The sequence below is a fragment of the Fibrobacter sp. UWB10 genome, assembly GCF_900182935.1.
GTDB classification, from domain to species: Bacteria; Fibrobacterota; Fibrobacteria; order Fibrobacterales; family Fibrobacteraceae; genus Fibrobacter; species Fibrobacter succinogenes_O.
On record NZ_FXUE01000002.1, the window covers coordinates 12,978 to 37,981 of the forward strand.

General features: G+C 50.6%; 21 protein-coding genes. 13 read left to right on the plus strand and 8 right to left on the minus strand.

Annotated features, from left to right (window positions below):
* The first annotated feature begins 12 nt into the window (after nucleotides 1–12).
* The 5 genes from ftsZ to QOL41_RS04705 all read left to right on the plus strand — a co-directional run bounded on the left by ftsZ (nucleotide 13) and on the right by QOL41_RS04705 (nucleotide 7,981).
* Nucleotides 13–1,644, plus strand: coding sequence for a cell division protein FtsZ (gene ftsZ / locus QOL41_RS04685; protein WP_283428827.1), 1,632 nt, complete (start codon nucleotides 13–15; stop codon nucleotides 1,642–1,644).
* A 195-nt stretch (nucleotides 1,645–1,839) separates the two neighbouring features.
* Entirely contained in the window at nucleotides 1,840–3,384 is a 1,545-nt protein-coding gene (locus QOL41_RS04690) for a hypothetical protein (RefSeq protein ID WP_283428828.1), read from the plus strand.
* A gap of 33 nt (nucleotides 3,385–3,417) precedes the next feature.
* Nucleotides 3,418–4,389, plus strand: a complete 972-nt coding sequence (locus QOL41_RS04695; RefSeq protein ID WP_283428829.1) for a hypothetical protein — start codon at nucleotides 3,418–3,420, stop codon at nucleotides 4,387–4,389.
* A 37-nt stretch (nucleotides 4,390–4,426) separates the two neighbouring features.
* Nucleotides 4,427–5,611 (plus strand): formate-dependent phosphoribosylglycinamide formyltransferase, encoded by a 1,185-nt coding sequence (purT, locus tag QOL41_RS04700; RefSeq protein WP_173351855.1) that lies wholly within the window; start codon nucleotides 4,427–4,429, stop codon nucleotides 5,609–5,611.
* Nucleotides 5,612–5,683: 72 nt separating this feature from the next.
* The gene (locus QOL41_RS04705; protein WP_283428830.1) at nucleotides 5,684–7,981 is read left to right on the plus strand and encodes a hypothetical protein; all 2,298 of its coding nucleotides are present in this window, start codon (nucleotides 5,684–5,686) and stop codon (nucleotides 7,979–7,981) included.
* 7 nt (nucleotides 7,982–7,988) lie between these two features.
* Here the strand turns inward: QOL41_RS04705 and QOL41_RS04710 are convergent, their stop codons facing one another.
* The gene (locus QOL41_RS04710) at nucleotides 7,989–8,702 is read right to left on the minus strand and encodes an RsmE family RNA methyltransferase (RefSeq protein ID WP_283428831.1); all 714 of its coding nucleotides are present in this window, start codon (nucleotides 8,700–8,702) and stop codon (nucleotides 7,989–7,991) included.
* Nucleotides 8,703–8,800: 98 nt separating this feature from the next.
* Here QOL41_RS04710 and QOL41_RS04715 point away from each other — a divergent pair, with 98 nt between their 5' ends.
* Both QOL41_RS04715 and QOL41_RS04720 read left to right on the plus strand, forming a co-directional pair.
* Nucleotides 8,801–9,601 carry an HAD-IIA family hydrolase gene (locus tag QOL41_RS04715; RefSeq protein ID WP_173653332.1) on the plus strand — a complete coding sequence of 267 codons (801 nt, stop codon included), beginning with the start codon at nucleotides 8,801–8,803 and terminating at the stop codon, nucleotides 9,599–9,601.
* A 19-nt stretch (nucleotides 9,602–9,620) separates the two neighbouring features.
* On the plus strand, nucleotides 9,621–10,577 hold the full coding sequence (locus QOL41_RS04720) for a hypothetical protein (RefSeq protein ID WP_283428832.1): 957 nt from the start codon (nucleotides 9,621–9,623) through the stop codon (nucleotides 10,575–10,577).
* Nucleotides 10,578–10,653: 76 nt separating this feature from the next.
* Here QOL41_RS04720 and QOL41_RS04725 read toward each other — a convergent pair whose 3' ends face one another.
* The gene (locus QOL41_RS04725; protein WP_283428833.1) at nucleotides 10,654–11,352 is read right to left on the minus strand and encodes an FISUMP domain-containing protein; all 699 of its coding nucleotides are present in this window, start codon (nucleotides 11,350–11,352) and stop codon (nucleotides 10,654–10,656) included.
* 83 nt (nucleotides 11,353–11,435) lie between these two features.
* A complete protein-coding gene (locus QOL41_RS04730) occupies nucleotides 11,436–12,236 on the minus strand; it encodes a phosphatase PAP2 family protein (protein WP_283428834.1) in 801 nt (266 codons plus the stop codon).
* Nucleotides 12,237–12,291: 55 nt separating this feature from the next.
* Here QOL41_RS04730 and QOL41_RS04735 point away from each other — a divergent pair, with 55 nt between their 5' ends.
* The gene (locus QOL41_RS04735) at nucleotides 12,292–13,239 is read left to right on the plus strand and encodes an ArsR/SmtB family transcription factor (protein WP_283428835.1); all 948 of its coding nucleotides are present in this window, start codon (nucleotides 12,292–12,294) and stop codon (nucleotides 13,237–13,239) included.
* A gap of 20 nt (nucleotides 13,240–13,259) precedes the next feature.
* Here the strand turns inward: QOL41_RS04735 and QOL41_RS04740 are convergent, their stop codons facing one another.
* Entirely contained in the window at nucleotides 13,260–14,090 is an 831-nt protein-coding gene (locus QOL41_RS04740) for a fibrobacter succinogenes major paralogous domain-containing protein (protein ID WP_283428836.1), read from the minus strand.
* Between the two features lie 104 nt (nucleotides 14,091–14,194).
* Here QOL41_RS04740 and QOL41_RS04745 point away from each other — a divergent pair, with 104 nt between their 5' ends.
* Nucleotides 14,195–14,317 carry a hypothetical protein gene (locus QOL41_RS04745; RefSeq protein WP_255370601.1) on the plus strand — a complete coding sequence of 41 codons (123 nt, stop codon included), beginning with the start codon at nucleotides 14,195–14,197 and terminating at the stop codon, nucleotides 14,315–14,317.
* A gap of 84 nt (nucleotides 14,318–14,401) precedes the next feature.
* Entirely contained in the window at nucleotides 14,402–17,161 is a 2,760-nt protein-coding gene (locus QOL41_RS04750; protein ID WP_283428837.1) for a putative glycosyltransferase family protein, read from the plus strand.
* Nucleotides 17,162–17,233: 72 nt separating this feature from the next.
* On the opposite strand, the gene QOL41_RS04755 is transcribed toward QOL41_RS04750, so the two are convergent.
* Nucleotides 17,234–17,449: a hypothetical protein gene (locus QOL41_RS04755; protein ID WP_173653336.1), complete on the minus strand. Its 216-nt coding sequence runs from the start codon at nucleotides 17,447–17,449 to the stop codon at nucleotides 17,234–17,236.
* A 68-nt stretch (nucleotides 17,450–17,517) separates the two neighbouring features.
* Here QOL41_RS04755 and QOL41_RS04760 point away from each other — a divergent pair, with 68 nt between their 5' ends.
* A complete protein-coding gene (locus tag QOL41_RS04760; protein ID WP_173653337.1) occupies nucleotides 17,518–18,885 on the plus strand; it encodes a tetratricopeptide repeat protein in 1,368 nt (455 codons plus the stop codon).
* Between the two features lie 231 nt (nucleotides 18,886–19,116).
* On the plus strand, nucleotides 19,117–20,622 hold the full coding sequence (locus QOL41_RS04765; protein WP_283428838.1) for a family 16 glycosylhydrolase: 1,506 nt from the start codon (nucleotides 19,117–19,119) through the stop codon (nucleotides 20,620–20,622).
* A gap of 2 nt (nucleotides 20,623–20,624) precedes the next feature.
* Here QOL41_RS04765 and QOL41_RS04770 read toward each other — a convergent pair whose 3' ends face one another.
* Both QOL41_RS04770 and QOL41_RS04775 read right to left on the minus strand, forming a co-directional pair.
* On the minus strand, nucleotides 20,625–22,340 hold the full coding sequence (locus QOL41_RS04770; RefSeq protein WP_283428839.1) for an MATE family efflux transporter: 1,716 nt from the start codon (nucleotides 22,338–22,340) through the stop codon (nucleotides 20,625–20,627).
* A 30-nt stretch (nucleotides 22,341–22,370) separates the two neighbouring features.
* Nucleotides 22,371–23,564, minus strand: a complete 1,194-nt coding sequence (locus tag QOL41_RS04775; RefSeq protein WP_283428840.1) for a class I SAM-dependent rRNA methyltransferase — start codon at nucleotides 23,562–23,564, stop codon at nucleotides 22,371–22,373.
* A gap of 62 nt (nucleotides 23,565–23,626) precedes the next feature.
* On the opposite strand from QOL41_RS04775, the gene QOL41_RS04780 reads away from it, so the two are divergent.
* Complete coding sequence (locus QOL41_RS04780; protein WP_283428841.1) at nucleotides 23,627–24,055, plus strand: VanZ family protein; 429 nt, start codon at nucleotides 23,627–23,629, stop codon at nucleotides 24,053–24,055.
* Here QOL41_RS04780 and murB read toward each other — a convergent pair.
* Nucleotides 24,052–24,960 (minus strand): UDP-N-acetylmuramate dehydrogenase, encoded by a 909-nt coding sequence (gene murB / locus QOL41_RS04785; RefSeq protein WP_283428842.1) that lies wholly within the window; start codon nucleotides 24,958–24,960, stop codon nucleotides 24,052–24,054. The genes QOL41_RS04780 and murB overlap by 4 nt on opposite strands.
* Between the last annotated feature and the right edge of the window lie 44 nt (nucleotides 24,961–25,004).

A 25,004-nucleotide genomic window follows, 5' to 3' on the forward strand; every position in this document is an offset into this window, starting at 1 on the left:
GAGATAAAACACATGAGTGAAATCGATAACTTCAACTTCGAGGTAAAGTCTCGCGTAATGGGCGAGGAACCATCTTTCAACAACGCCAAGGTCAAGGTGTTCGGCGTCGGCGGTGCCGGCGGCAATACCGTGAACCGCATGAAGCGTATGAACATTGATGGTGTCGAATACTATTCCATCAATACCGACGCAATGGCTCTTGACTTGAGCCTTGCCGACCACAAGATTCTGATTGGCGAAAAGACCACCAGAAACTTGGGCGCCGGTATGGACCCCGAAATCGGCCGTAAGGCTGCAGAAGAAAACTTGGACGATATCAAGGACGCCATGAAGGGCGCAGACATGGTATTCGTGACTGCCGGTATGGGCGGTGGTACGGGTACGGGTGCCGCTCCGGTGGTGGCAAACATTGCCCGCGAACTCGGTATCCTCACGGTTGCTGTGGTCACCAAGCCGTTCCGCTTCGAAGGTAACGCTCGTTCATCCATCGCACAGGAAGGTATCAACGCCCTCCGTGCTGCTGTCGACACTATCATCGTTGTCGAAAACAAGAAGCTTTTGACCCTCCTCCAGGCCTCCAACCAAAAGGCCACTATGGATGAAGCCTTCAAAATGGCTGACGAAATCCTCGGTAACGCAGTGCAGAGCATTTGCGGCATCATGTTCCGTCACGGCCTTGTGCACGTTGACTTTGCTGATATCCGTAAGGTCATGCTTAAGGGTGGCTCGGCTCTCATGGGTACGGGTTACGCTCAGGGCGAAAACCGCGGTATCATGGCTGCCGATATGGCTCTTGCCTCTCCGCTTCTCGAAGACATCAACATCGAAGGCGCTTCGGGCGTGCTCGTGAACGTTGCCCACGGCGAAAACTACTCCTTGCTCGAACATAGCGATGCTATGGATCACATCTACGAAAAGGTTGGCGAAGAAGGTAACCCGAACATCATCATCGGCGATATCACTGACCCGGCTCTCGGCGACAAGGTTTGCATCACTATCATTGCTACTGGTTGCGGTGGCACGGCTGTGAATCAGCCCAAGCCCAGCACCGCTGGCTTCGGTTTCGGTAACTTCACTGTTCCGCAGCAGACCGCTCCGGCTTCTGCTCCGGTTCAGCAGGCTCCTGCCGCTCCGGCTGGCATCCAGCAGGCAACTCCGCGTCCGACCGGTTTTAACGTGTTCGATTTCCAGACTGTCAAGACCGACTCTCAGGAAATGTTTAATCGTCCGCAGTACACTCCGGCCCAGCAGGCTCCTGAAGCAATGACTTCTTCTATCCCGTCTCTGACTGAAACGTCTGTGATGCGTTCTGTGAATGCCGCTATGTTCAGCTCTCCGGAATTCAACGCAACGGCTCCGGCCGAAGAAGAAGTGGTGTCTCAGGGCTCCGAAACTTCTGAAATGTCTGCTGTTGCTGAAGAAGATCGCATGAACGGCGGAGTTCCCGCTTACGAATCGCAGTCTGCTCAGTACGATATGCCTGCTTACGCTCGCAACGCTGCCAATGGTGCTACCGTGACTATGGAACGCCCGGCTGCAACGCGTCAGCAAGAAGTTGAACCTGAACCGGTTGCTGCTCCGTCTGCAATTGACTTCAGCCTTCCTGCTTACCTGCGTAACAGAATGAACACAAACAACTTCTAATGAGTCTTGCTGAAAGAATCAGCAAGGTCTGTTCCGCGGCGAAAGCCCCGGTGGGTTTTGCTGAATTCCCCAAGAATTAAACACACACACAACGAGTGCGCGGGTGCGCACTCACCACAACACAAAAGGGTTACCCGGGACTCCCTGCCTGGGTAATCCTTAGTGTTTTTTTTAAATTTTTTATAAATTTATTCTATGCGAATTCGTACTTTTTTGTTGACTATTGGCTGTTTGGTTGCGTTGGCTTTTGCTGAGTCTTCGGATTCTGTGGCGTACAAGGGCTATTTCCAGATTGGTACGGATTTTAACTTCGGGTTTAACGGAGGTCCGACGGACCCGACGTTTGCTGTTGACACTGCTGAACGTTACGGAAATAATTGGCGTGGGCTTCGCATTCCGCTTGAAAACGGTCGCAGTTACGAAGAACATATCGAGCCATTCTTTAAACTCAGTTTCCGCGCGGGCTACAAAGATTTTCATTTCTTGATGGAAGCGCCGCTTCGCAAAGATATCGAAGCCTGGTACGACAGTAAACTCAAGACGAACTTTACCTACAAACCGAGTGAACTCGATATTGGCGTTCCTATTAACGCTTACGCCTTGTGGAATAACCCGGTGGGTTATGTGCAGTTGGGCCGTTTTGCTCCTGACTTGAAAGTTTCTCCGAACGATCTTGCTTTGGGCGGAACTCCTTATCACGATGGTTTGCATTGGCGATTCAAGGCGAGCATTTTCCGCTATGACTTCTTGCTCAGCTCTTTGAACGCGTGGCTCTTTGACGATGTGATTAATCCTGAAACCGGTTGCCCGCCCGAAGGTTCTGAAGCTGCTGCGCAAAAATGCCCTCAGCCGGGTAAGCAGGCGAGTAATCAGCGCAATCGTATTTACGACGATAACGTAAAGAATCTCGTGTACCACCGCATTGGTGTTGAAACATCGCATTTCTGGGCCTACGTGATTGAAGAAAGCATGGTGGGCGGCAAGGAACTAGAATTCCGTTCCATGAATCCGTTCATGTTCTTGCATAACAATTTTGCGGGTGGTTACACCAAGGCGGTCACGACGCTTGAACTCGGTCTTACGCCGATTCGCGGAGCCAGATTCTACGGCCAGATTAACATGGAAGACCTCAACAGCCCCGTGGGCGAAGATGACGACAAGGGAACTAATCGCAGCATGATGAGTTTTATGGCGGGCTATTACCAGGAAATCCCGACGCTGCGTTACGGTACATTCTCTTGGCGTTTCGACGTGGTTCGCACGGACCCGTTGCATAACAACGGACGCCTCCCGCTGCTGGAATATTCTAGCCGCCGTCTTTACCGCAGCAACTATCGTGAACAAGACGATTCCGATTACGCTGATATGTACTTTGTGGATTACCCGATTGGTTACCGTCGCGGTTCCGATGCTTTGGACATGTGGCTCGACCTCGGCTGGAAATGGGGATGGCATAACCTGAAACTGACGCTCGCCTGGCTGCAGCAAGGCGACAAGGAACTTTACACCGACTACGATGTCGCCATTCTAGAAGAAAAGGCTCCGTCGGGCGTGAAGGAATCGCAGACCTTGGTTGATGCGCTCTACTCGCTGCAATACAACAGCTGGTTTGGCGTTTACCTAGGCGGCGGATTCCGCAAGTATGACAACTTGGCTCACGATAAGAGCGAAGATGGCGTCGATGGTTGGATTCGTTCCGGCATCAAGATGACCTTCAATCCGGTCGATAAAAAGTTTTAAGCTATGGATAATCTTTGAGAAGGAGAAGAAACGATGACCTTGAAAAAATTTGCACCATTCCTTGCCGCCATGTTCCTTGTGGCGTGCGAAGACGAAGGCAGCTCTTCTGCACCTGTAGTCGATGACGGTACTGTTGTAGAATCCTCGAGCAGTAGTGAGGGAAATCTTTCCAGCAGTGAAAAGTCCGATGTGAAATCTTCGAGCAGCGAAGCGTCTGAAGAAAAGCCTTCGAGCAGTGAAGATCAGTCTTCGAGCAGCGAGGCGGTGGATTCATCTTCGAGCGAAGCCCCTGAACAGTCTTCGTCTAGTGCAATCACAGAAGAATCTTCTAGCAGTGCAGACATGGTACCGAAGAAAATTGCGAATATAGAGGTCCGCACAGTCCAATATGTATTTAACGAAATGGATTTTGTGCGCTTGACTGTTGCTAATAATGAAGAACGTGATTTGGATAGCCTTTCGCTTAGATTTTACTTTACGGCAAAACCCGAAGAAGTTGAAAAATGCGCGACCTTGGTAGACGAAGATCTTTGCCAGATGTTTGATGCTGAAGGTATGAGTTCGCCATGTGAAAATGAACGCGAAATACGTGACTTGATGCGTCGCTCTCTTCCGGTTCGTGTCGCTCAGCTTTATGATTCTGTTGCGAAAACGTATGCTTATTACTTTGACATCTCTTTGGGCTCGACTACGTTCAAGCCGAAAACTAAAATGTCGATAGATCTTGGTTTTTCAAAGGGCTTGTCAAACGACAATTACCATAGCTGCGAAACGATGCGCGTATCTGCAGCGAAACGCTTTAGCAAGGAATCTGGCGATTGGTCTTGGATGCCGCATGCATTGGCTGATGGTGCCTATTACGAAGGAATGCCTCTCGAAAACAAAGATTATGGTGATGCAGGCGAAGAAATCCCGATTAATCCCTATGTATTCGTTTTCAGAAATGAATTGAAAGAGGGATTCTTGTGGGGTTATAGTCCTATCGACAGTATCATTGGTTTATAATTCCTATATTATTCCTGTAAACCAAGGAGCATAATTTATGGCAGAAATCGGTACACCTCTAAGTTCTAGTGCAACTAAGGTTCTCTTTTGCGGGGCCGGCGAACTGGGTAAAGAAGTTATCATCGAAATGATGCGTCTCGGCGTCGAAGTCATTGCTGTAGACCGTTATGCCAATGCTCCTGGCATGCAGGTGGCTCACCGCAGCCACGTGATTAACATGCTCGACGGTGCCGAACTCCGCCGCGTGATTGAACTTGAAAAGCCGGACTACATCGTTCCCGAAGTCGAAGCCATTGCGACCGACACGCTCGTGGAAATGGAAAAGGAAGGCTACAACGTCATTCCGACGGCCAAGGCTACCAAGCTTACCATGAACCGCGAAGGTATCCGCCGTCTGGCCGCCGAAGAACTCGGCATCAAGACGAGCCCGTACCGCTTCGCCGACAATTTTGAAGACTTCAAGGCTGCCGTCAAGGAAATCGGCATTCCGTGCGTAATCAAGCCGGTCATGAGTTCCTCGGGCCATGGTCAGAGTGTCATTAAGACCGAAGCCGACATCCAGAAGTCTTGGGATATTTCTCAGCACGAAGGCCGCACGGGACACGCTAGCCGTGTGATTGTGGAAGGCTTTGTGCCGTTCGATTACGAAATTACATTGCTCACGGTTCGCCATGTGGCGGGCACGAGTTTCCTGGAACCGATTGGTCACCACCAGGTGGGTGGCGACTATCAGGAATCTTGGCAGCCGCAGCCGATGAAGCCGGAACTGCTGGAACAGGCCAAGGTGATTGCGAAGAAGGTGACCGACGCCCTTGGCGGTCGCGGCATCTTTGGCGTGGAACTGTTTGTGTGTAAGGACGAAGTCCTGTTCAGCGAAGTGTCTCCGCGTCCGCACGATACCGGCATGGTGACTCTCATCAGCCAGGACCTTTCCGAATTTGCGCTGCATGCTCGCGCCATTCTCGGCCTCCCGATTCCAAACATTGCTTTCCACGGCCCGAGTGCCTCGAAGGCCATCGTGGTCGACGGCAATTCCGACCACGTGAAGTTTGGCGGCTTGGAAGAGGTGCTTGCAGAACCTGACACCGCGCTCCGCCTGTTTGGCAAGCCCGAACTCAAGGGCCACCGCCGCTTGGGCGTGCTGCTTGCTCGCCGTAATACGGTGGAAGAAGCCAAGGCGCAAGTCATGGCCATGCGCGAAAAAGTCAAAGTGACTTTGTAGTTTTTGTCTATGTTTGGGGCAATACCCCGAGCAAACCGTTACATCTGTTTGGTGCATTGAGAAGGGGATGCTATGAAAAAAATCCTGTTTCTCAGTTTAACGTCTATGGCGTTTGCGGCCACAGCCGTTGTTACGCCGTCGGTTCCTACGCTTGATTCCGACGGGTGTTACGCCATTTCAACCCCCGAAGAACTTTTCGGCTTTGCTGATGTCGTGAACGCATCTGACACTCACGACGAATGCGGCAAGCTTACGAAGGATATTGTCGTTAATAAATTCGTCAGTCGGGGCGGTATAATTCAGGTGGACGGCGATACGGTCCTGTGGACTCCAATCAAACGTTTTAGCGGCGTGTTCGATGGACAAAATTATGCCATTTCTGGCCTGATGCATTATCAATGGACCGATACTTCGGATATCGGTATATTTGCAGAACTTCGTGGAGATGTAAGTGATAGTCAGGATTCTAAAAAATCCGCTGTCGTGAAAAACTTGAATCTGCGCGGAACGTATTTTATGGGGAACTATGGTTGCGTTGGGGGCATTGCCGGAAAAGCGGAATCTGCTGAATTGTTGAATGTACGTGCTTATGACATCGTGAGTCTAGACTCTCGAAATTATGCAGGAGGTTTGATTGGTTGCGCAACTGATGTTAAAATAAGCGCATCGATTAGTGGCGCCTATGCCTATACATCGAACCAAGATTCTGTTAGTGCGGCTGCAGGTGGCTTGGTGGGGTATAGTAACGGTTCCCTTTCTATCGTGAATTCATCTAATGGCGGCCAGGCTTCGGGCAAAGTTGTTGGTGGAATGGTTGGAAATTCAACGGGAAAATTGAGCATTGTCAATTCGATTAATGCGTATGCGAAAGGGGGAACTTTTTCAACAGACCCGGTCCGTTTTTTAGGCAAATATAATGAAGCCGAAACTCACATTGACAACTGCTTTTATTATGGCGATAGTGAACATGAGGCTAACGCATTTGCCACCCTTGCCAAAAAAGACGATATCAATAAAGGCGTGATTGCAATGTTACTGCGCGAGTACAATAAAGATGGCGTAGATGGCTCTGTATGGGGACAAAGTTTTGGTATAGCCAATATATCTTTCCCGGGCTTGGATGGCGAAATGTCGATGCGTTATTCTGATTCGAATTATGATATTCATACATTCGTGTCTAAGGCCCCTGCTCTTGTAGATGGCTGTTACCAGATTGGTTCTGCAGAAGAACTTTATGGATTCGCGTTTATCGCCAATAGGGATTCGTATAAAAAAGTTCCTGTTTGTGGCAAGTTGACGAAGGATATTGTTGTTAATAAGGATATTATCAAGAACGATACTTTAAATGGCAACCGGTTCGGACGTATTCCGTGGATTGGTATCAAAAACTTTGACGGAACTTTCGATGGTGCAGGCCATACAATATCGGGACTTTATTTTGATAACAGCTTTCGTGAACTTTATACGGGATTATTCAACTCGGTTTTAGGGAACGATAGTCTTCGCGAAGTGAAAATTGAAAACCTCGGTATCGAAGATGCTTATTTCGTGAGCGAACAGGCGGCAGGTGCCTTTGTTGGAATTGTCGATGTAGATAATAAGGCAACGTTGTCTATCAAAAATTGCCATTCTTCATCGTATACAAATTCGTGGGCATCGGGTGGCCTTGTTGGATTGCATAATGGGGGAAATCTCGCTATAGAACAGTCTTATGCAACGGGCCGAATTGATGGTGGTGCCAGTGGTGGCTTAGTTGGCAATGCGTTTGAAAATTTTAAAGTGCTCAATTCCTATAGCGTTGTTAATCTTCAAAACGAAAGCAGTGGCCTCTTGATTGCAAATTTTGGCGATAAATCCAAAGGTTCTGTTATCAATTCTTATGGGCTTGATTTGGCTGCGAAGAAAATGTCGCGAGATGTTTATCCGTTAATTGGTCGCGTCGATGACAATTCATCGGTCGAATACGTTAATGCTTTCTCTGAGAAAACAGAAACTGCAGAAAACTTCTCGAATGGAACGGTTGCCGTAAAGCTTCATTACTTTAATGCCGACGGCGTGAATGGTGAAGTGTGGGGACAGAATGTCGGTGTCGATAGCTACCCGGTCTTTAGCACAACGGTTCCGGATAGCACCGGAAAGATGTCGGTTGCAACGACTTTGAAAATGTCTCCGGTTGTGGTCCGCAGTACAAATCGCATGATTGAAATTTTTGGCATGCAAACGGGCGAGGCCTACGCCCTCCTCGATATGCAAGGAAGGCTCTTGCAGCGCGGCTACGCAAGTGGCACAAGCGTGAGTCTGAATGTCGTGCGCTCTGGTCGCTACTTGATCCGGGTCGCGGGTCAAGTGAAAGCGGTTACAATACGGTAAGTGAAAACTAGAGAATCTTTCCGAGCGCAATAATCGCGGCAGTGCGTGCACGCAAGCGCGTATTGCCCAAATTCAGCAAGTGGACCTTCCCGTTCTGGAAGGTCTTTATTGCATCTATTTCGCGCGGCGAGAATCCGCCTTCAGGCCCGACAAGCAGAGTGACAGGCGTATCGCTTTCGCTGGCGTTTAAATTCAGCTGGCGTTCGCCATCGATGTCGCAGAGAATTAAGTCGCCCTTGTAGGATTCGAGCCACTTGTCGAATTCAACGGGGCCTTCGATTGCGGTCATCCAGGCTTTCTTGGATTGCTTCAGACTCACGAGGCTCTTGAGCTCTGCGCGGCGTACGGTCTTTTTCAAGTCGGAATTCTTGGGTTCCTGCGAAAAGTCCGTGCGCAAAAAGATGATTTTGTCGATTTCGGTCTGCGCCGCATGGAATACGACTTCTTCTAAGGCGTCGTCCTTGAGGCATGCAATTCCGAGCGACACCTTGGGCCGCGGGCGTTCTGCCTCAATCACGTTGTCCACCCGAACCACGCAGGCTTTTGCGTCGGCCACCTCGATGACTGCGTCAGCGAAGTGCCCCACGCCATCGGACAGCTGTAATACATCGCCTACGCACGCCCTGCACACGCGCACCGCGTGCGTACTCTCGTTTTCGTCAAGGGTAATCGTGCCGACCGTAATCAGCGGGCAATAAAAGCGACTGTCAGGAGTTTTCATACTATAAAAGATAAAAAAGATGTTACCTCTTCATGTTTTTACAATCTCTCGTCTCTCGTCTTTGGTCTCTCGTCTAATAATATGCTATATTCAAAGACATGCCGAAGCGCACACCTATAAAAGCTGTTGTATTTGACCTCGACGGAACCTTGTACCTGAGTGGCCGCCCCTATCCGAAGGCGGTTAAGACGGTTTGCCGTGTGGCTAAACAAGTGCCTGTCTACTATTTGAGCAATAATACCAGCAAGTCGCCGGTCTTCTACGAAAACCGCCTCAAGGTCATGGGCCTTCCGCTGGCCGACGATGCCATTATCTCGGCTTTGTACCTTTCGCTTGATGCAATTCACGAAGAAGGCATCAAGAATGTGTTCTTCTTTGCAAACCCCGAAGTCACGGAATGGTTTGCCGCGCAAGACCCGACGCTAAACCTGCGCCCGGATGTTGCCGACACGGAACTCGTGCTGATTGCTTACCATAACAGCTTTGACTACCGCGAACTTTGCGAACTATCGTTCCGCGTACAGCGCAAGATTCCGTTCTGGGTCACGCATACCGACTTTGTTTGCCCCGATGCAAACGGCCCCGTGCCCGATATCGGAAGCTTCATGGCGCTCCTCAAGACCGCTTACGGCGTAGAACCTGAACGCAGTTTCGGCAAGCCGAATCCGGCCATGCTCTCGGGCCTTCTCAAAAAGTACAAGCCCGAAGAGATTCTGTTCGTGGGCGACCGACTGTATACAGACTTTGAACTCGCCAAGCGTAGCGGCTGCCGGTTCGTGCTCCCGCTTTGTGGCGAAACTAAACAGCAAGATTTGGACAAGCTGACCGTGAAACCCGAATTTGTGGTCGATATGGTCAGCGATATCGACTTTGAATCCTTTTTCAAAGGCGAAATTTGATTTTAGAAACGGAGAAAATATGATTAAAAAAATTGCATTTGCCCTTTTGCCGGCTGTAGCGCTGGTTGCGTGTGGCGACGATTCCTCTTCGGGAATTTTCAGTATGGATAAATCCTTCGAGATGGTTCTCGAAAAGGCAAAGTATTCATACGACGACGATGATTCGACGTTCAATCGAATTGAACCGGTTTGCAAAGAAGGTACGCTCCACAATTTGGTGGGCCCCGATGATGCAAAGGAATGGGACACGCTCACTTACAAGGTCCATGAACATAAGGGCGTTATCACGGTAAAGAATGGCCCCGGTGACCCGGTCAACTATAATGTCGAAGACGGCTCGTTCCCGAACGGTTTCTGGGCTGATCCGGATAACGATTCTAAAAAGATTCAGGGTGGTTTCCGCCTGACCAAAAAGAAAATGATGAACCGAGTGATCCGTTATGAAGGTAGTTGCTTCATGAAGGATTACTATTCTCAGTTCCGCAAGAATCTTCCGGTTCTTCAGAATATGAATGACAAGCTGAGATCGTTCTATAAGGACTTCTTGCCGGAAGACACTAAATTCGACGACGAACAGATGCTTTTGGACATTAGCGCCTTGAATTGCGAAGAACTTGCGCTGTTCGATGCCCTGCTGGTTCTTAAGTTGGAAGACTTTACGGAATCTTCGGGCAACATCAAGGTTACGTTCAAAAAGAGAACCTGCGATGTCGGCTTCAAGATTCGTTATGCTTACGAACAAGAAGATTGCGCTGCCGCATTCGAAGACTATAAGAATGACGACCATGCCGCTTCCAAGTTCGACTTTAAGGATTACTTCTTCAATCTTGCCTATACCGGTACCGATGACGAATTCTGCCTGACGTACTTGAAGGTGGACCTCCAGAAAGAAATGGGAATCTCGCCGACAAAATCGGTCAAGACGGCTGACTTTGCCCGCGGCATCGTGAATTTGATGATTGGCGGTTTGAAGTAATAACTTCGCCCTCAAAAGTGTAAAAAAGAAAGTCGCCTGTAAGGGCGACTTTCTTTTTGGAGGAAGTTGAAAGATCTTAGCGGAGGTCAGCTACACAGCGCACGTAGAGTCCCTTGGAAAGGCTTTCGTCGGTGCGGTTGATGCTGTGGGCCACACTGCGGAATTCCCAGGAACGTGCGGTGTTCTTTTTGACCTTGGAGGCAGACCAGTAGTGACCGGTGCTGCTGCTTTCGCAGTATCCGTCCCAGTCCTTGCAGCCGCCCTTACCCAGGTTGTTCCAGTCGAGCTTAGACTGGTCCTTCTGATAATCGCGCCATTCGCCGTCATCGGGCAGGTGCCAACCATTGGGACATGCCTTGGTGGCTTCTTTATGGCTGTAGAATCGTCCGAACTTTTTGCAGTTGCCTTCTTCTTCGAGCAGGCACTGCTTGGGGGTCGAAAGGCTAAAGGCGAGGTTGTTCTTCATCCATGCCTTGTCGCCCTTGATTTCAATCTTGTAAGTCTTGCCGTCGCGAGCGTCGGTGAGCGTGTTGCCATCTTTAGAGATGTTCTTGCTCTGGAGCGCGAGCGCAAAGAGTTCTTCTTCGCTCAAGTTCTGTTCGGGTTGTTCAATCTTAGCGGCCTTGCTCTTGTGAACCAGGTTCGTCTTCTTGGCAGAGACCTTCGTCATCTTGTGCATACCCATCTTCTTGGGACCTGCGGCAAAGCTTGTTGCGCAGCAAAGTGCCATAATAGCGGTTGCAGTGACCAGACGATTGAAGTTGATACCAAACATTTCACACACTCCTGAGGCGTTTTGTTTTGCCTACGCTTTGAATATATACAGGAGTTTTTGAAAAGGTATCTTATAAATTTGTTTCAAAAGCGGAGTGTGACGCCGGCAACATTTGGGCCTACCCACACTGAAAATTTTTCGTTACGAACGCGGTGCATTTCCAGAATTCCGAGGCTTACACCCGTGCCGACAAGGGCTCCGACGACCATATCTGTAACGTAATGTTTACCTGCGGCGATGCGGAGTACGCTTTCGAGGGTGGCAAGCGAGTAAGCGGATGCTCGCATAATTCCTTTGTATGGGGAGTTCGGGTAGGTTGTCCTGAACCATTGGTCGGTGAAGGTGGCGACTGTAAAGGCGGCGGTGGCATGCCCCGAAAAGAACGAACCGTTGGCTTCGGCTTTGGCATTTTCGGCTTTTTCCTTGCCTTCGCCACTTTCGGCGTACATGTGGGGGCGTGGCCAAATTTCGAGCGAGCGCAGGGTTAGGTTGAGTCCGTTTCCGATGCCAATGGCCTCCAAAAACATTAAGGAAAATGTCGCAAATTCGGCTCCGCTGGAGCTCCCGTCGTGCCAGGCGATACCCCCGACCACAAGGGGGGCGACTGCCAAAATGCTCCCGATATCGCTTGCCTTGTCTGCATTTTCGCTGTAACGGCCGGCTAGGGGCTTGTCCCAGGGCAAAAGAACGTCTTGGTCCTTTAGGTTGTCGGGCGTTTCCATGCGGTAATAAAGAACGGTGCCAAAGCTGATTATGCCTATGGATGACAGGGTAAGCGGCACGTCGGTTGCAAGGTCTATCTTGTATTCTGGGCGCTCTTCGGCCTGTACCAAGCCAATCAAGCATAAACCCGCTACAATCAATGACCTTTTGAAAATTCGCATACAGCCCCTAAGCTAAAAAAATTATATTGCTTTATACTAAACGAATGGAGCTTTTGTGGCAGATTCTTTAAATACTCGCGAACCGATTGTACCCAGCATGGACCTTTTCGGAGCCATTTCCGACGAAATGCGCCTCAAAATCTTGTTGCTTCTGGACCAGGCGGAATTCACCGTCAACGAAATCAAGGATATTCTGGATATCCACCAGAGTAACGCGAGTCGCCACCTGGCAAAGCTTTCTGCCTGCAATTTGCTCAAGGACCGCCGCGACGGTATCAAGGCCTACTACCGCTTGAGCGAAGAACTGTACCTGAGCACCCGCATGCTTTCGATGATTCGCGATGCCTACGAAGAACTCCCGGACAAGGACATTCTCAAGTGTCGTGCTGCCCAGGTGCTCGAAGACCGCACCGACAAGACCAAGGGCCAAATCCACAAGCTCGACCAGGCGGGTGGTAGCCTTAAGGCGCAAATCAGTCTGTTCGGCCGCCTCATGTACCCGTTCGAAAATGCGGTCGATGTGGGCTGTGGCGAAGGCGGCGACCTCACGCTCATGCTCTGCAACCGCTGCAAGCGCGTGACTGCCCTTGACTGCGACCCGAAAATCATTAGTGGGCTCCAGAAGATTTTAAAGCAAAAAAATATCCAGAACGTGACGCCCAAGGTGGCTGACATGGTCAGCACGGGCCTGCCCGACAACTTTGCCGACCTCGTGCTCATGAGCCAGGTGCTTCACCACGCCAAGGACCCGCGCCTTGCCCTCAAGGAGGCTGTCCGTATCCTCAAGCGCGGCGGTACGCTTGCCCTGCTCGACTTGGCTCAGCACAAGGAAGAATCCTTCCGCACCACGCACGGTCACATTTGGCTTGGTTTTGACCGCAGTCAGCTCGAATTCTTTGTCAAGGAATTCAACTGCGAAGTCGTTTCTAGCGAAATCATCCCCAGCGAAAACGAAGTCGACAAGAAACTGCCCGTCATCTGCATGATTCTCACGAAATCGTAGCAGATTTATTCAACAGTGCGCTATTTCTTGATGCAGCGGACCGAGAAGTGGTAATCCACATCGAGCCAATAGCAACTCGCATCTAATTTGTACGGATAACAGCGGATAGCCTCATGGCTATTTCCCTGGCCCTGATCGTTCAAGGTCCAGAAATCCGTATCGTTGCCCAATCCACTGTACTCGCGGTGGTCTTCATCACAACCAAAGCTCATGCAGAAACCCGCCGGAAGCATGTTAAAGCCGAAAGCATCTATTCCGTTTCCGCCAAACCACAGCCCTTCTTCCCAGCCTTCCGACGACTTGAGCATATAGCCGGCAACATCCCTTCCGCCAACTGTTTCGAACAGGTCTTCCCATTCATCGTGGGTCGGCAAGCGCCAACCATCGGGGCACGCTTGAGACGCCGCGCTCCATGAATACAGACGTCCGTACTTTTCACAGTTCAGCGTATCCAAATCATAACAGTAGGTCCAGGAATAGGCATACTTCAGATTCTCCGCCATCCATTCCCGACCGCCAATCTTGACGGTCTTGTAGACCTGGCCGTCGCGTTCGTCCTCAAGGATTCCGTATTCGCAGTTGTCTTCTTTTTCCGTCTTGCACCCTTTCACAATGGCGGGTATGTCCAGGTCCCTGTCATCGGGATAACGGGTATCAGATCCGTCCTTTAGAGAAGTGGAACTTGTCGAAGTTCCCTTGTTCGACGAAGAACTAGACGAAACATTCTTTTTAGAAGAAGAACTCTGTTCGGTGTCATTGCCGGAATCAGGCCTTGCGACAAACGAATCGTCATCATCACAGCCGCACAACAGAAGCGACATCAAGCAGGCGGCGATAAAGATTCTCTTCATTTTTTCTCCTTTTCCACGATATCCAACCCCAATTATAAAAAATAAACTTGCATTTCATTGAAAAAAAAGTATTTTAGAACTAGAAACAACCTCTGGAGCTTCTTATGGGAAAAATCATTAAATATGTCGCCATTGCCGCTGCATGCATTATCTCGGCATTTGGTGTGTATTGCCTGATCAAGTATTCTTCTGCCGACGACAAGCTCGAAAACAAGTCCGAAGAATAATCTTAAAAACACTTTTTGAATAAGACGGCTGGATTCCCGGCCGTCCTTTAGTGTTTGTCTGTAACTATTTGCTACATTATCCGCATGAATTTCTTAAACAAGAAGCCTGCTTTCTTTGTGGCGCTTTCCGCCATTTTCCTTGGAATCTTGCTGATCGTGTTCCGCGATTTCGCGTTCGACCCGAACCAGCTCATGCTCAACAGTGACCAGCTGAACGGTATCGGTAGCCGCATTTTGCGTGCCGAAAGTGCCGTGCTCACGGAATGGGACGATTCCCGCTTGGGCGGTGTGCCCACGATCGACGCCTTGTTCGCCGACGCCTACCATCCGCTGGTATGGGTACAGTTCCTGATGGATCCGGCCCGCGCTGTGGGCTTCAAGTTTATCCTCACGCTGTGGGTGGCCTTCATGAGTGCCGTGCTCCTTGCTTGGAACCTGACGGGGAACCGTTGGTGGGCGGGCCTGCTCGGCATGCTTTACGCATTCTCGCCGGAATATTTCACCTACATTTACGGCGGCCACGATGGCAAGATGATGGTCTTTGCGATTACTCCGCTTGCACTGCTTGCCATTCGCAAGATTGTGCGTACGGGTAGCATTCCTTACATGATTGTGCTTGCGCTCTCGGTGGCCTGGATGATTTTGGGTTCCCACCTGCAGCTCACATACTTGTTCCTGTGGGGTGCCGGCCTTTATACCCTTTACGAAGTAGCCTTCCATTGCGATGCTTTAAAGACTCGCGGTAAGCGTCTTGGCCTTGCAGCGGTGGGTCTTGGCTTTGGCCTTGCGCTTTCTTGTTTCCAGATTGTGCCGCCTTACATGTACACCACGACGCAGTCGGTGCGCGGCGACGATAGCCATACCAATTACGGTCACGCAGTCAGCTGGTCCTTGCACCAAGAAGAAATGGCCCAGATTCTGTTGCCGGGCTTTGTGGGCGTAGACGTTTATGAACAGAACGAAAAGACGGGCGACCTCGAAGGTTCCTCTTTCGTGAGTTTCTCGATGGATGAATACCGTAAGTTGCAGGGTAACTCTCCGTTCTATTGGGGCCACAATGCATTCAAGCTTGACCATAACAATGCGGGCGCCTTGCTGACCTTCCTTGGATTCCTTTGCCTGTTCTTGCCGGGCAAGCGTCGCTATGCCGCTTTCTGGGGTCTGGGTGCTGTCGTTGCTTTGAGCTACGGCATGGGTGACCATTCTCCGTTGTTCAAGTTGTGGTACAATGTGCTTCCTGGCGTCAAGAACTTCCGTGCTCCGGGTATGGCCTTGTTCTGGTTGCCGCTGTTGCTGGTGATGATGGCGGGCCCGGTTTTGAAGGCTTTGAGTGCCGAAGGCAAGACTCCTGAAGAAGCTGCCGAAGCCGAAGATAACCGTCGCGCTCTGTTGCATGGTACTGCTATGTATGGTGTGCTCTTGGTGCTTGCTTTGATCGCCCGCTTTGCCTGGACGACCTTTATTGGCCCTGTTGGCTTGGTGGTTATGATTCTTTATGCAGCCCTCTGCCTTGGCGTGATGAGCCTTGATGACCAGAAGAAAAAGCTCACTGTTGCAAACTTGACGGAAGCTTTCCAGAAGGGACTCCCGGCAACTCCGCGTGCTTTGCAGGCATGCATCTTTATCGGCTTTGCTTACCTCGGCGTGATGCTCATGAGCGGTCAGAAACTTTTGGAAGACCCGATTACGGCTCCGTACTTTAAGCCGCTTAATGAAATTGTGATGAGTGCAACCGCTGGCAAGGTTATCCCCAGTTTTGTGCTGGTGTTGGTGATTGTCGCGGTGACGCTCTTTGTGTTCAAGTGGAAGGCTCCGATTGCTCAGAAGGCTGGCGTGCTTGCTCTTGCCGCAGGTCTTGAACTCTTCTTTATCGATGGAGCGTTCATCCAGAATGTTGCCGCAAACGAATATTTGCAGCCGACAAACCCGGTGGTTGCCGCCTTCAAGGCTCCGTACAAGGCTGACTCCCTGAATACGCCGCGCGTGCTTTCGCTATCGCGCAACAAGGCTTTGAGCGGTAACGCCTTCCCGCAGTATCATTTGCGCAATGCCGACGGTATTCACGATAACGAACTCGCTAGCTACCGCGCTTTCCGTGGTGGTCAGCAGGATGCGAACTATTTGATGAATATCAACGAACCGACTGCTGCTCATCCGTTCCTCGACTTGATGAACGTGGGTGCCATCATTTTCGATAGCCGTCAGGGTACGACTTACATGCCGATTCCGACGGCGATGGGTGAGGCCTACCTCTACGGCGAAGCCGTCGTGATGGATGATTCTGCCGCGATCAAGACGCTTCAGACGCAGGCGGCCATTCGTGAACCGAAGGCTGCTGAACCCGCTGTTGACTCCGCCGCGGTTCCGGCTGATAGCGCTGCTGCTGATTCTGCAAGCGCTGTGGCTGCAAAGCCTGCTGCTCCTGAATTCGGTGACGAACCGGGCAAGTTCTTCTACCGCGAAAAAGTTATTTTGTCTGAAACTCCGGAATTCGACGGCAAGGGCAGTGTGGCTGCCAAGGGCCCGATTCAGGGCTCTGCAAAGCTTGTCGCAAGCCCTAAGATGGATACGCAGGTGTTCAATGTGACTGCTGACCGCGAAGGCTTCATGGTTGTCGCAGGCAACTATCACCCGTACTGGAAGGCTTATGTGAACGGCAAGGAAGCTAAGGTCTACAATGCCTTTGGAACTTTGCGTGCCGTGCAGATTCCGGCTGGCAATTCCGAAGTCCGCATGGAATACCGCAGCGCCCCGTTCCACAAGACTGTTTGGGTGAGCTTGGTTGCCGCTGTGCTGCTGATTGCCCTCGGTGCATTCGCTGTCGTGCGTAGTCGCAAGCAGTAATTCACGAAGAAAAATTCGAATTAAAATTTTAAAGGACTGTTGTGAAACAGTCCTTTTTGCTATCCCTAGTGATTAGCCGACGCGTTCGCCCTTGTTGTTTGTTCCGGGGGGCGCCTTTACGAAGTAGATGACGCACGGAACGACAATGCATGCTATGCAGCAGGCGCTCAGGAATGTGTCAAAGCCCGAGCTTTCGGTAAGCGATGCGGGCAGAAGCAGAATGCTGATCAGTTTCAGCGCTACAGCGACAAGAAGGCCAACGATAATTCGTGCAATGATTTTACTCATACCAAGAATGTAGTATTTCTTTGGGCCAAAGGGAATGTTTTTGCTGTAAAATTTGCTAAATTGAACGCATGAATATCCGTATTTCTGCGATTGCATTGGCATGTTTGGTGGGTCTATCGTTCAGTGCTGACCCGCGAATGGAACAAGGTGCCCGTTTCGAGGCGAAAGGCGATTTTGAAATGGCGCTCGGTGAATACCGCGCTGTTCTGGCCGAAAATCCGAGAGATGCTGCTGCCTATTTTGCTGCTGCGCAAGTTCGCATGAAAATGAAGGATTACAGTGGGGCGCTTGCTAACTACCGCCTTGCTTATAAGTTTGAACCGACGATGAGCGCCGCCTACGAAGGTGCCGCCAAGGTTTATGAAGCTCTTGGTCAAAAGGCGAAGGCTGATGCCGAACGCGCCAAGGACCCGAAGAACAATCCGATTGTAGAAGAAACAGTTCAAGAAGTGGCGGCCCCTGCTGAAGCTCCCGCTGCAGCACCTGCTAAGGCTGAACCTGCTCCGGAACCTGTCAAGGTTGCCGAACCCAAGCCGGAACCGAAACCGGTTGAAGTGGCAAAGCCTGTTGAAAAGCCGGCAGAAGTGGCTAAGTCGGAACCTGCTAATGTGGCCGACGCCTCTTCGAATGACCCGTTTGAAAAGGGCAAGGCTCTTTATGCCGAAGGCAAGTATAAAGAAGCTGCTCCCATGTGGCGCGAAGTTTTGCGCAAGCAACCAGGACACGCTGGTGCGTATTTCTATGCTGGCCTTACCCGTTTCCAGCTCGGCGAATTGGACAAGGCTGAATTCAACTTGAAGAAGGGCCTTGAATACAAGGAAGAAGGCAACGATGCTAACTACATTCTTTCCTTGATTGCCCAGAAGAACAAGAAACCTGAACAGGAACTCAAGTTCTTGGCCGCCTACATGAAGAAGGCTGCTCCCAGCGCCAAGTATCGTGCTGCTGCCGAAGCTCGTATTGCTGAAATTAAGGCTGAAAAAGAAGCGAAGAATCAGCCTGCTGCTGTAGCAGCTCCGGCTACCGAAACGGTGGCAAAGGCAGAAGTGAAGGCTGCTGAACCCGCTCCGGTAAAGACGGTGGAAGAAGCTCCGGTTGCACAACCGAAGGTGGCCGACATTGCTGATGCTCCGTCTGGGGCTCCGACTCTTGCCAATGCAAACTTGCTCTACAGCGCTGGTAGCATTGAGTCTGCTGTCAAGATGTACAAGGCTTTGCTTGAAACCGAACAGCAACCCGAAGAACGCTACTTTACCATGTTGCAGTTGGGCAATGCTTACCGCGAACTTCGTGACTTCCACAGTGCAGTGGTGCGTTACCGCGAAGTGGTGCAGCAGTTCCCGGATTCTGACTGGGCTGCCGAAGCCGAACGCGCACTCGAAGATGCCGTGTGGCTCGAAAAGCACGCCTCCGAGTTACCGCGTCGTACGCGGTAAGACCGTTCGGCTCTATTGCGATCACGCGAATGTGACTTCGCCTCGCTCTCGTCTCCACGATTCGTTGATACGAATCGCTTGAGACTCACGGTAAATCTCTCGACTTTATTGCATTTAAAGCGCTTGCAACCCCTGTTGCAAGCGTTCTTTTTGCCTGCTACTTATTTTTTGCTTTGCGAAAAGCTGTCTTGAAAGTATATTTAAGAGGCAAGTGTTGGGTGAGGATTGGATATGAAAAAACGTTTTATAATCTCGAGTATTGTGGCTCTGTCGGCGTCTTTCGCGTTCGCCGATCCTCCGTCTAATTTTAGCGGTTGGGAAAAGGTTTTCGAAGATGATTTCGACGGCGCCAGCCTCGACAAGAAAAAGTGGAACCCCACGTACAACTGGGGCCCGACGCATAACCACCGCGCCTATTGTGCCGAAGAGAATGTGATTGTCTCTGACGGTACACTCAAACTTAAAGGCGAAAAGAAAGTTCACCCGAATGCCAACGGAAAAAAGGCGAAGTTCAACAACAAAGAAATTCCTGTAGACTACACGAGCGGTGCCATCGATACCAAGGGGCATTTCGAAGTCAAGTACGGCTACATCGAAGGCCGCTTCAAGGCGCCTTCGCAAAAGGGAACGTGGCCTGCCTTCTGGACTCTGCAAGACGGTTGGCCTCCTGAAATCGACATTTTGGAAATTCCGGCATCGCGCAAACAGCACCATTACTATTTGCATTACACTGACCCGAGCTGGTACAGCAGTCATGGTTCAGCGTGGGATCACGAAGCATCCTTCGGTGGTCATAAAGATGACGACGTGGATCGTTCTGCAGGATTCCACAACTACGGTGTGGAATGGGACGAAGGCACTCTCAGCTTTTACTTTGACGACAAACGCTTCGCAAGTTACAACCGCCCGACCGAAATCAAGCAGCTCGCAGCACAGTACATTATCGTGAATCTGGCTATTGGTGGCTGGGCAGGCGATGACATTGATATTACAACTGACAAACCCGCGTATTTTGAAGCGGACTGGGTGCGCGTGTGGCAAGCCAAACCCGCAAAGCCCGATACCGTGCGCATTATGTCGATGAATTTCGGCACGTGCATGGTCAGAACTGCTGAAGATAAGCTTGAACTTGGCGACTGCAAGGGCGACAATGCAGTTGTCACAATCACGCCGCTTTCTTCAACAACTTACCGCATCAACTTTGGCGACTTGTCCATTGACACTCCGAACGAATCGACTGATGCCGGCATTACGATGGGACTGTATAAGTGGAATGCGGGCGGACACCAGAAGGTCGTGATGGAAAAACAGTCCGGCTATGAAGGCTCCGTGGTGCGCATGAAAATGCAGCACAGCAACATGTACCTGCGTGCGACCACAGATGGTGAACGCGTGGTGCAGAGTTGGGCCGATGACTGGGAATGGAATCAGGTGTGGCGCTTGCTCGGCAAGGATGATGAAATTCCGACAAAGGATACGAATAAAACAGCGCTCGGCAATTTTGCAAGTGCATACGGAACTTCGGTCCATTATGCAGGCAATCATTTGTTTGTGGAACTCGGAAGCAATTTTGTGGGTGGTGCCAATGTGCGAATCCTTGATTTACAAGGTCGCGAAGTCATGCGCAAATATGCGGGCCATTCGGTGGCTCTCGATGTAAAATCACTTGCTCCGGGAATGTACCACGTGGTGGTGCAAAACAAAAACCGCACGGATATCCGGCGGTTCAGTAAATAAAATTATTTTTCGAAATGGAATACATGGCGGTTGTAGTTCGAAGTTAGCAGGTATTGCTTTTCGCGCTGCACCGTCATAAACATATTCACGAAATACATTCGAAGGCCTGTTACGGATTGTTCGAGATCCGTGAGGTTCATAATTTTTCCATCGTCCTTGATGACGATAAAGAAGTCGTCTTTTTTCATTTTGATGGAAACTTCCAAGAAAACCTTTTTTCCTTTGTTGCTTTCGAAAATGGTCATTCCAAGTTCTTCGATAAGCAGCATGGCCTTGAGCTTGCTTTTGTTGCTTACGGAACGGTGGTCCAAGAGCTTGCCAAAGTTGTCAAGGTAGTGAATCAGGTTCTTGGGGGTAAGGTCGATATCGTGTGTGTACCAGTAGTTTTCTTTGGAGAAATGCTCTAGGAGCAGCGGGAAGTGTTCCTTGCCGTAGAAAAGTAATTGGCAAGTAGCTCCTGCGCCGAGTGCTAAAAAGGGAGCGATTCCAAAGCCTAACCATACATATTCATGCCCGGTAAAGGTGTTCATGGCAATGACGCTAATCAAGGGGCATGCGAATGAAACAAGGAAAATGAACAGGAATGAAAGAAAGGGCTTTTCGTGAACGTGGAATGCCGCGTAGATTTTGACTATTGCGAGAGGCAAAATTCCGATGCCGCAGGCACGGATAGCGAATGCGGCTTCGATAGCGGTTTCTTCGGATTCAAAACTGAAAATTTTCGTGAGTAAAGGTGCGAAAAAGAGAAGGAATGACGTGGTAAGCAGACTCAGCTTGAAAATAGTCCAATTGACAAAGCGCATGGTCTGTACGATGCCTTTGTTGTTTTCTTCGCCGCGGTAAATGTTGATGAGCGGCTCGGCGGCCATCCAGACGCCATTGAATATGACGCTCAATTCAATGATTTCGTATACGATAGAAAGAATGGAGAACTTGGTGCTGCCAATGTGGCTTGCAAAATACAAGTTCATCACGCCGGCAAATAAGGCGAAGAATAAAAATTCGCAAGCTTCGGCCATGCTAAAGCGAATGACCGAGGCGATGTCGCGCATGTTAAAATGCCAAATGAATCGTAGCGAATTATGCTTTCTTGCAAAGTGCGTACTGAGAACAGATGTACTGAGAATGACTGAAATGACGGTGCCGAGCGCGATGCCGGACATTCCCCAATAATGACAGCATATACAAGATAAAATGACGTTCCCTAATAGCAGTGCCGCGTACGAAGCGTTGCATGTTTTGGTGTCGCCGTCCACATACACCATTTCTTGTAGGGTGTTGTTGAGCGGAATCAAGAAGGCGAGCCCCAAGAACCATCCGTAAAATTCATTCACGAACTGCATTTGCTCGGGTTCGACATTCATGTAGCTAAACAGGAAATGCTTGCCTATGGCAAAAGCGACGACCATTAAAATGCCGATACCAACCGAAAGAATAATGCTCTGCCCAAAGAATCGGTCCGCCTTATTCTTGTTCATGCGCCCCAGTTCAATGGAGTAGCAAACGAGGCTTCCGACCATGACGATCGAACTGGCGAATAGAATGACCGAAAAGAGAGGCGTAAAGAACGAAATGGCGGCAAGCGCGTTTTCGCCCAGCATTCGGGCGGCAACGATTTTATCGATAAAGATGTTTATGAATTCTGCACAAACAGAAAGCGATGCTGTTAGAAGCATGGACTTGAATCGTCTACCGCAAAATGTCTGGTTAATGCGCATAACGAATTCAATATAACAAGTTTTTCGAGGCTATACTATCTGCACCAGGAGTCCCTTTAGGTATTGGCCTTCGGGGAATGCCGTATTCACGGGGTGGTCGGCGGGTTGGCCGAAGCGTTCAATGATTTGAACGCGCCGTCTCGCATCGGCGGCGGCATCCGCGATAATCTTCTGGAATAAGTCCATTTCCATGAGTCCGGAACAGCTAAAGGTCGCGAGCATGCCGCCTTCGGCCAAAAGCTTCATGGCGAGCAAGTTAATGTCCTTGTAGCCGCGGGCGCCCTTCTGCAGGTTGTCCTTGCTTTCTACGAACTTGGGCGGGTCAAGTACGATGAGGTCGAAGGTTTCTGCCTTGTCGCGGCACTTGCGCAGGTACTGGAACACGTCGGCTTCCACATGGGTGGCGTGGGCGGTGCTGAGCTTGTTGCGCATGATGCCTTCCTTGGCGAGCTTGAGCGCGTCCTTGGAAACATCCACCTGATAAACTTTTTCGCAACCGCCGCGGAGAGCGTAGAGCCCGAAGCCGCCGGTATAGCAGAAACAGTTCAGAACCTTCTTGCCCTTGGAAATTTCACCAATGCGGCGGCGAGCGTCGCGCTGGTCCAGATAGTAACCGGTCTTGTGGCCGTTCTTTACATCGATGGGGAAGAGGATTCCGTTTTCGTTGATGATGACCGGTTCGTCCGGCACTTCGCCGTAGACGCAACCGGTGCGCAATTGCAGGCCTTCTTTCTTGCGTACGTCAGAATCACAGCGTTCATAGATGCCGCGGCAGTGCGTCTTTTCGGCGAGCAGTTCGTAAATGTCTTTGCGATGGACTTCGGCGCCGGCGGCGAGGATTTCGACGGAGTAAATGTCGGCGTACTTATCGATAATGCAACCCGGAATGCCGTCGTTCTCGGCGTTAATCAGGCGGAAGGCGGATTCCTTGTCTTCGATGTCAAAGCCGCGGCTCTTGCGGGCGGCAATGGCGCGGTCCAGCAAGTCGCTAAAGAATTCGCGGTCAATGTTTGCCTTTTCGCCGAACGTCCAGAAGCGCCCGCGGATCTGGGACTTGGGCGAGTAAGCCGCAAGACCCAGAAAATCGCTCTTGTAGCTGTAAACTTCAACGGTGTCGCCAAGTTCCGGGTCGCCGATAACTTCGTCAACGGCTCCACTAAAAATCCAGGGGTGATAACGCAGTGCGGACTTTTCGCGTCCGGCTTTCAAGGTAATTGCTTTCATGAGGGTAAATATAGTAACCTGCGGGGGCGCTTCTCGTCTATTATTCTATCTTTGCCGCCAAGATGTTTGAAAGCGTATTCGACAAATACCCCTTCTTTAGAGCAGTGCCTTGCGTGCTCTGCATGGCTATCATCTTTAAACTGTCTTCGCTCACGAATGAACAGCTTGAAGACTTTCCGCACATTTGGGATAAGCTTGCTCACTTTTGTGAATACGCCTCGCTTGCCGGTTGCTATGCCATGCTTTGGACCCGTAACGAATGGTCCAAACGCCAGTGGCTGCGTGTGCTGGTAGTGGGTATTCTTGCGCTTGCTTATGGTTGCACCGATGAATTCCACCAAAGTTTTGTCGATGGCCGCGACAGCAGTGTGCTGGACTTGGTGGCTGACTTGACCGGTGGCTTGATGGGTGGCGTTGTTTACGCCATTGTCACGCGAATCTTGAATCGCTTTGATCCGGTGCCGGAAAAGCAACCCGCCGCAGAAGACTAGAATTTTCCTAGCAATATTATTTCACGCTTGAGCTGGATGCCGAATTTCTCGGCGACTTTCTGCTGTACGAATTCGCTTAATTGCTTGATGTCGCCTGCGGTAGCGCCGCCTGCGTTCACGATAAAGTTCGCGTGTACGGTGCTGACTTCGGCGCCACCGATGCGGTAGCCCTTGAGGCCTGCTTGTTCAATGTAATAGCCCGGCGCGATTTGTTGCGGCATGTCGGCGGAGCCTTTGTCGAGGCGCTTGAAGGTGGAGCCTGCGTTCGGCATGTTGAGCGGCTGGCTTGCTTTGCGCTTGGCCATGCATTCGGCGAGTTCTGCTTCAAGGTCGGCGACCGTCTTGCCTTCTGCGTTGGCGGCGGGGAGCTGGAATGTCGCCGAGAGAATAATTGCTTTGTCCTTCTGGAAAATACTTTGTCTATACCCGAAGGCGCAGTCGGCGTTAGAAATTTCGCGAATGTTTCCGTCGCTGTCAAGAACGGTGACTTGCGTGCAACAGGTTCCAATTTCTTGGCCGTAGGCGCCCGCATTCATGTAAATTGCTCCGCCCAAGGTTCCGGGAATTCCGGCGAGCTTGTGGATGCCTGCAAAACCCAACTTGAGTACATTGCGGGCGAACCTGCCGAGCGGGGTAGCCGCTCCGACTTTGAATGCCCCGTTTCCGAGGTCCACGATTTCCGAAAATTCTCCGGCAAGCGTAATTACGACTCCGTCAAATCCCTTGTCCGAAACAAGCAGATTCGTGCCGTTTCCTAAAATAAAATAGGGAAGTCCCTTTTCGCGGGCGAGCGCGGTAGCGCTCTGAATGTCGTTTATGCATTCCGCCTTCACGTAATAGTGTGCGGACCCACCCACTTTAAAGGAGGTGTGCTTGCTCATCAATTCGTTTTCGAGAATCTGCATATTGTAAATATAGCTTTGCCAAGAAAAATTGTATATTACCTCGC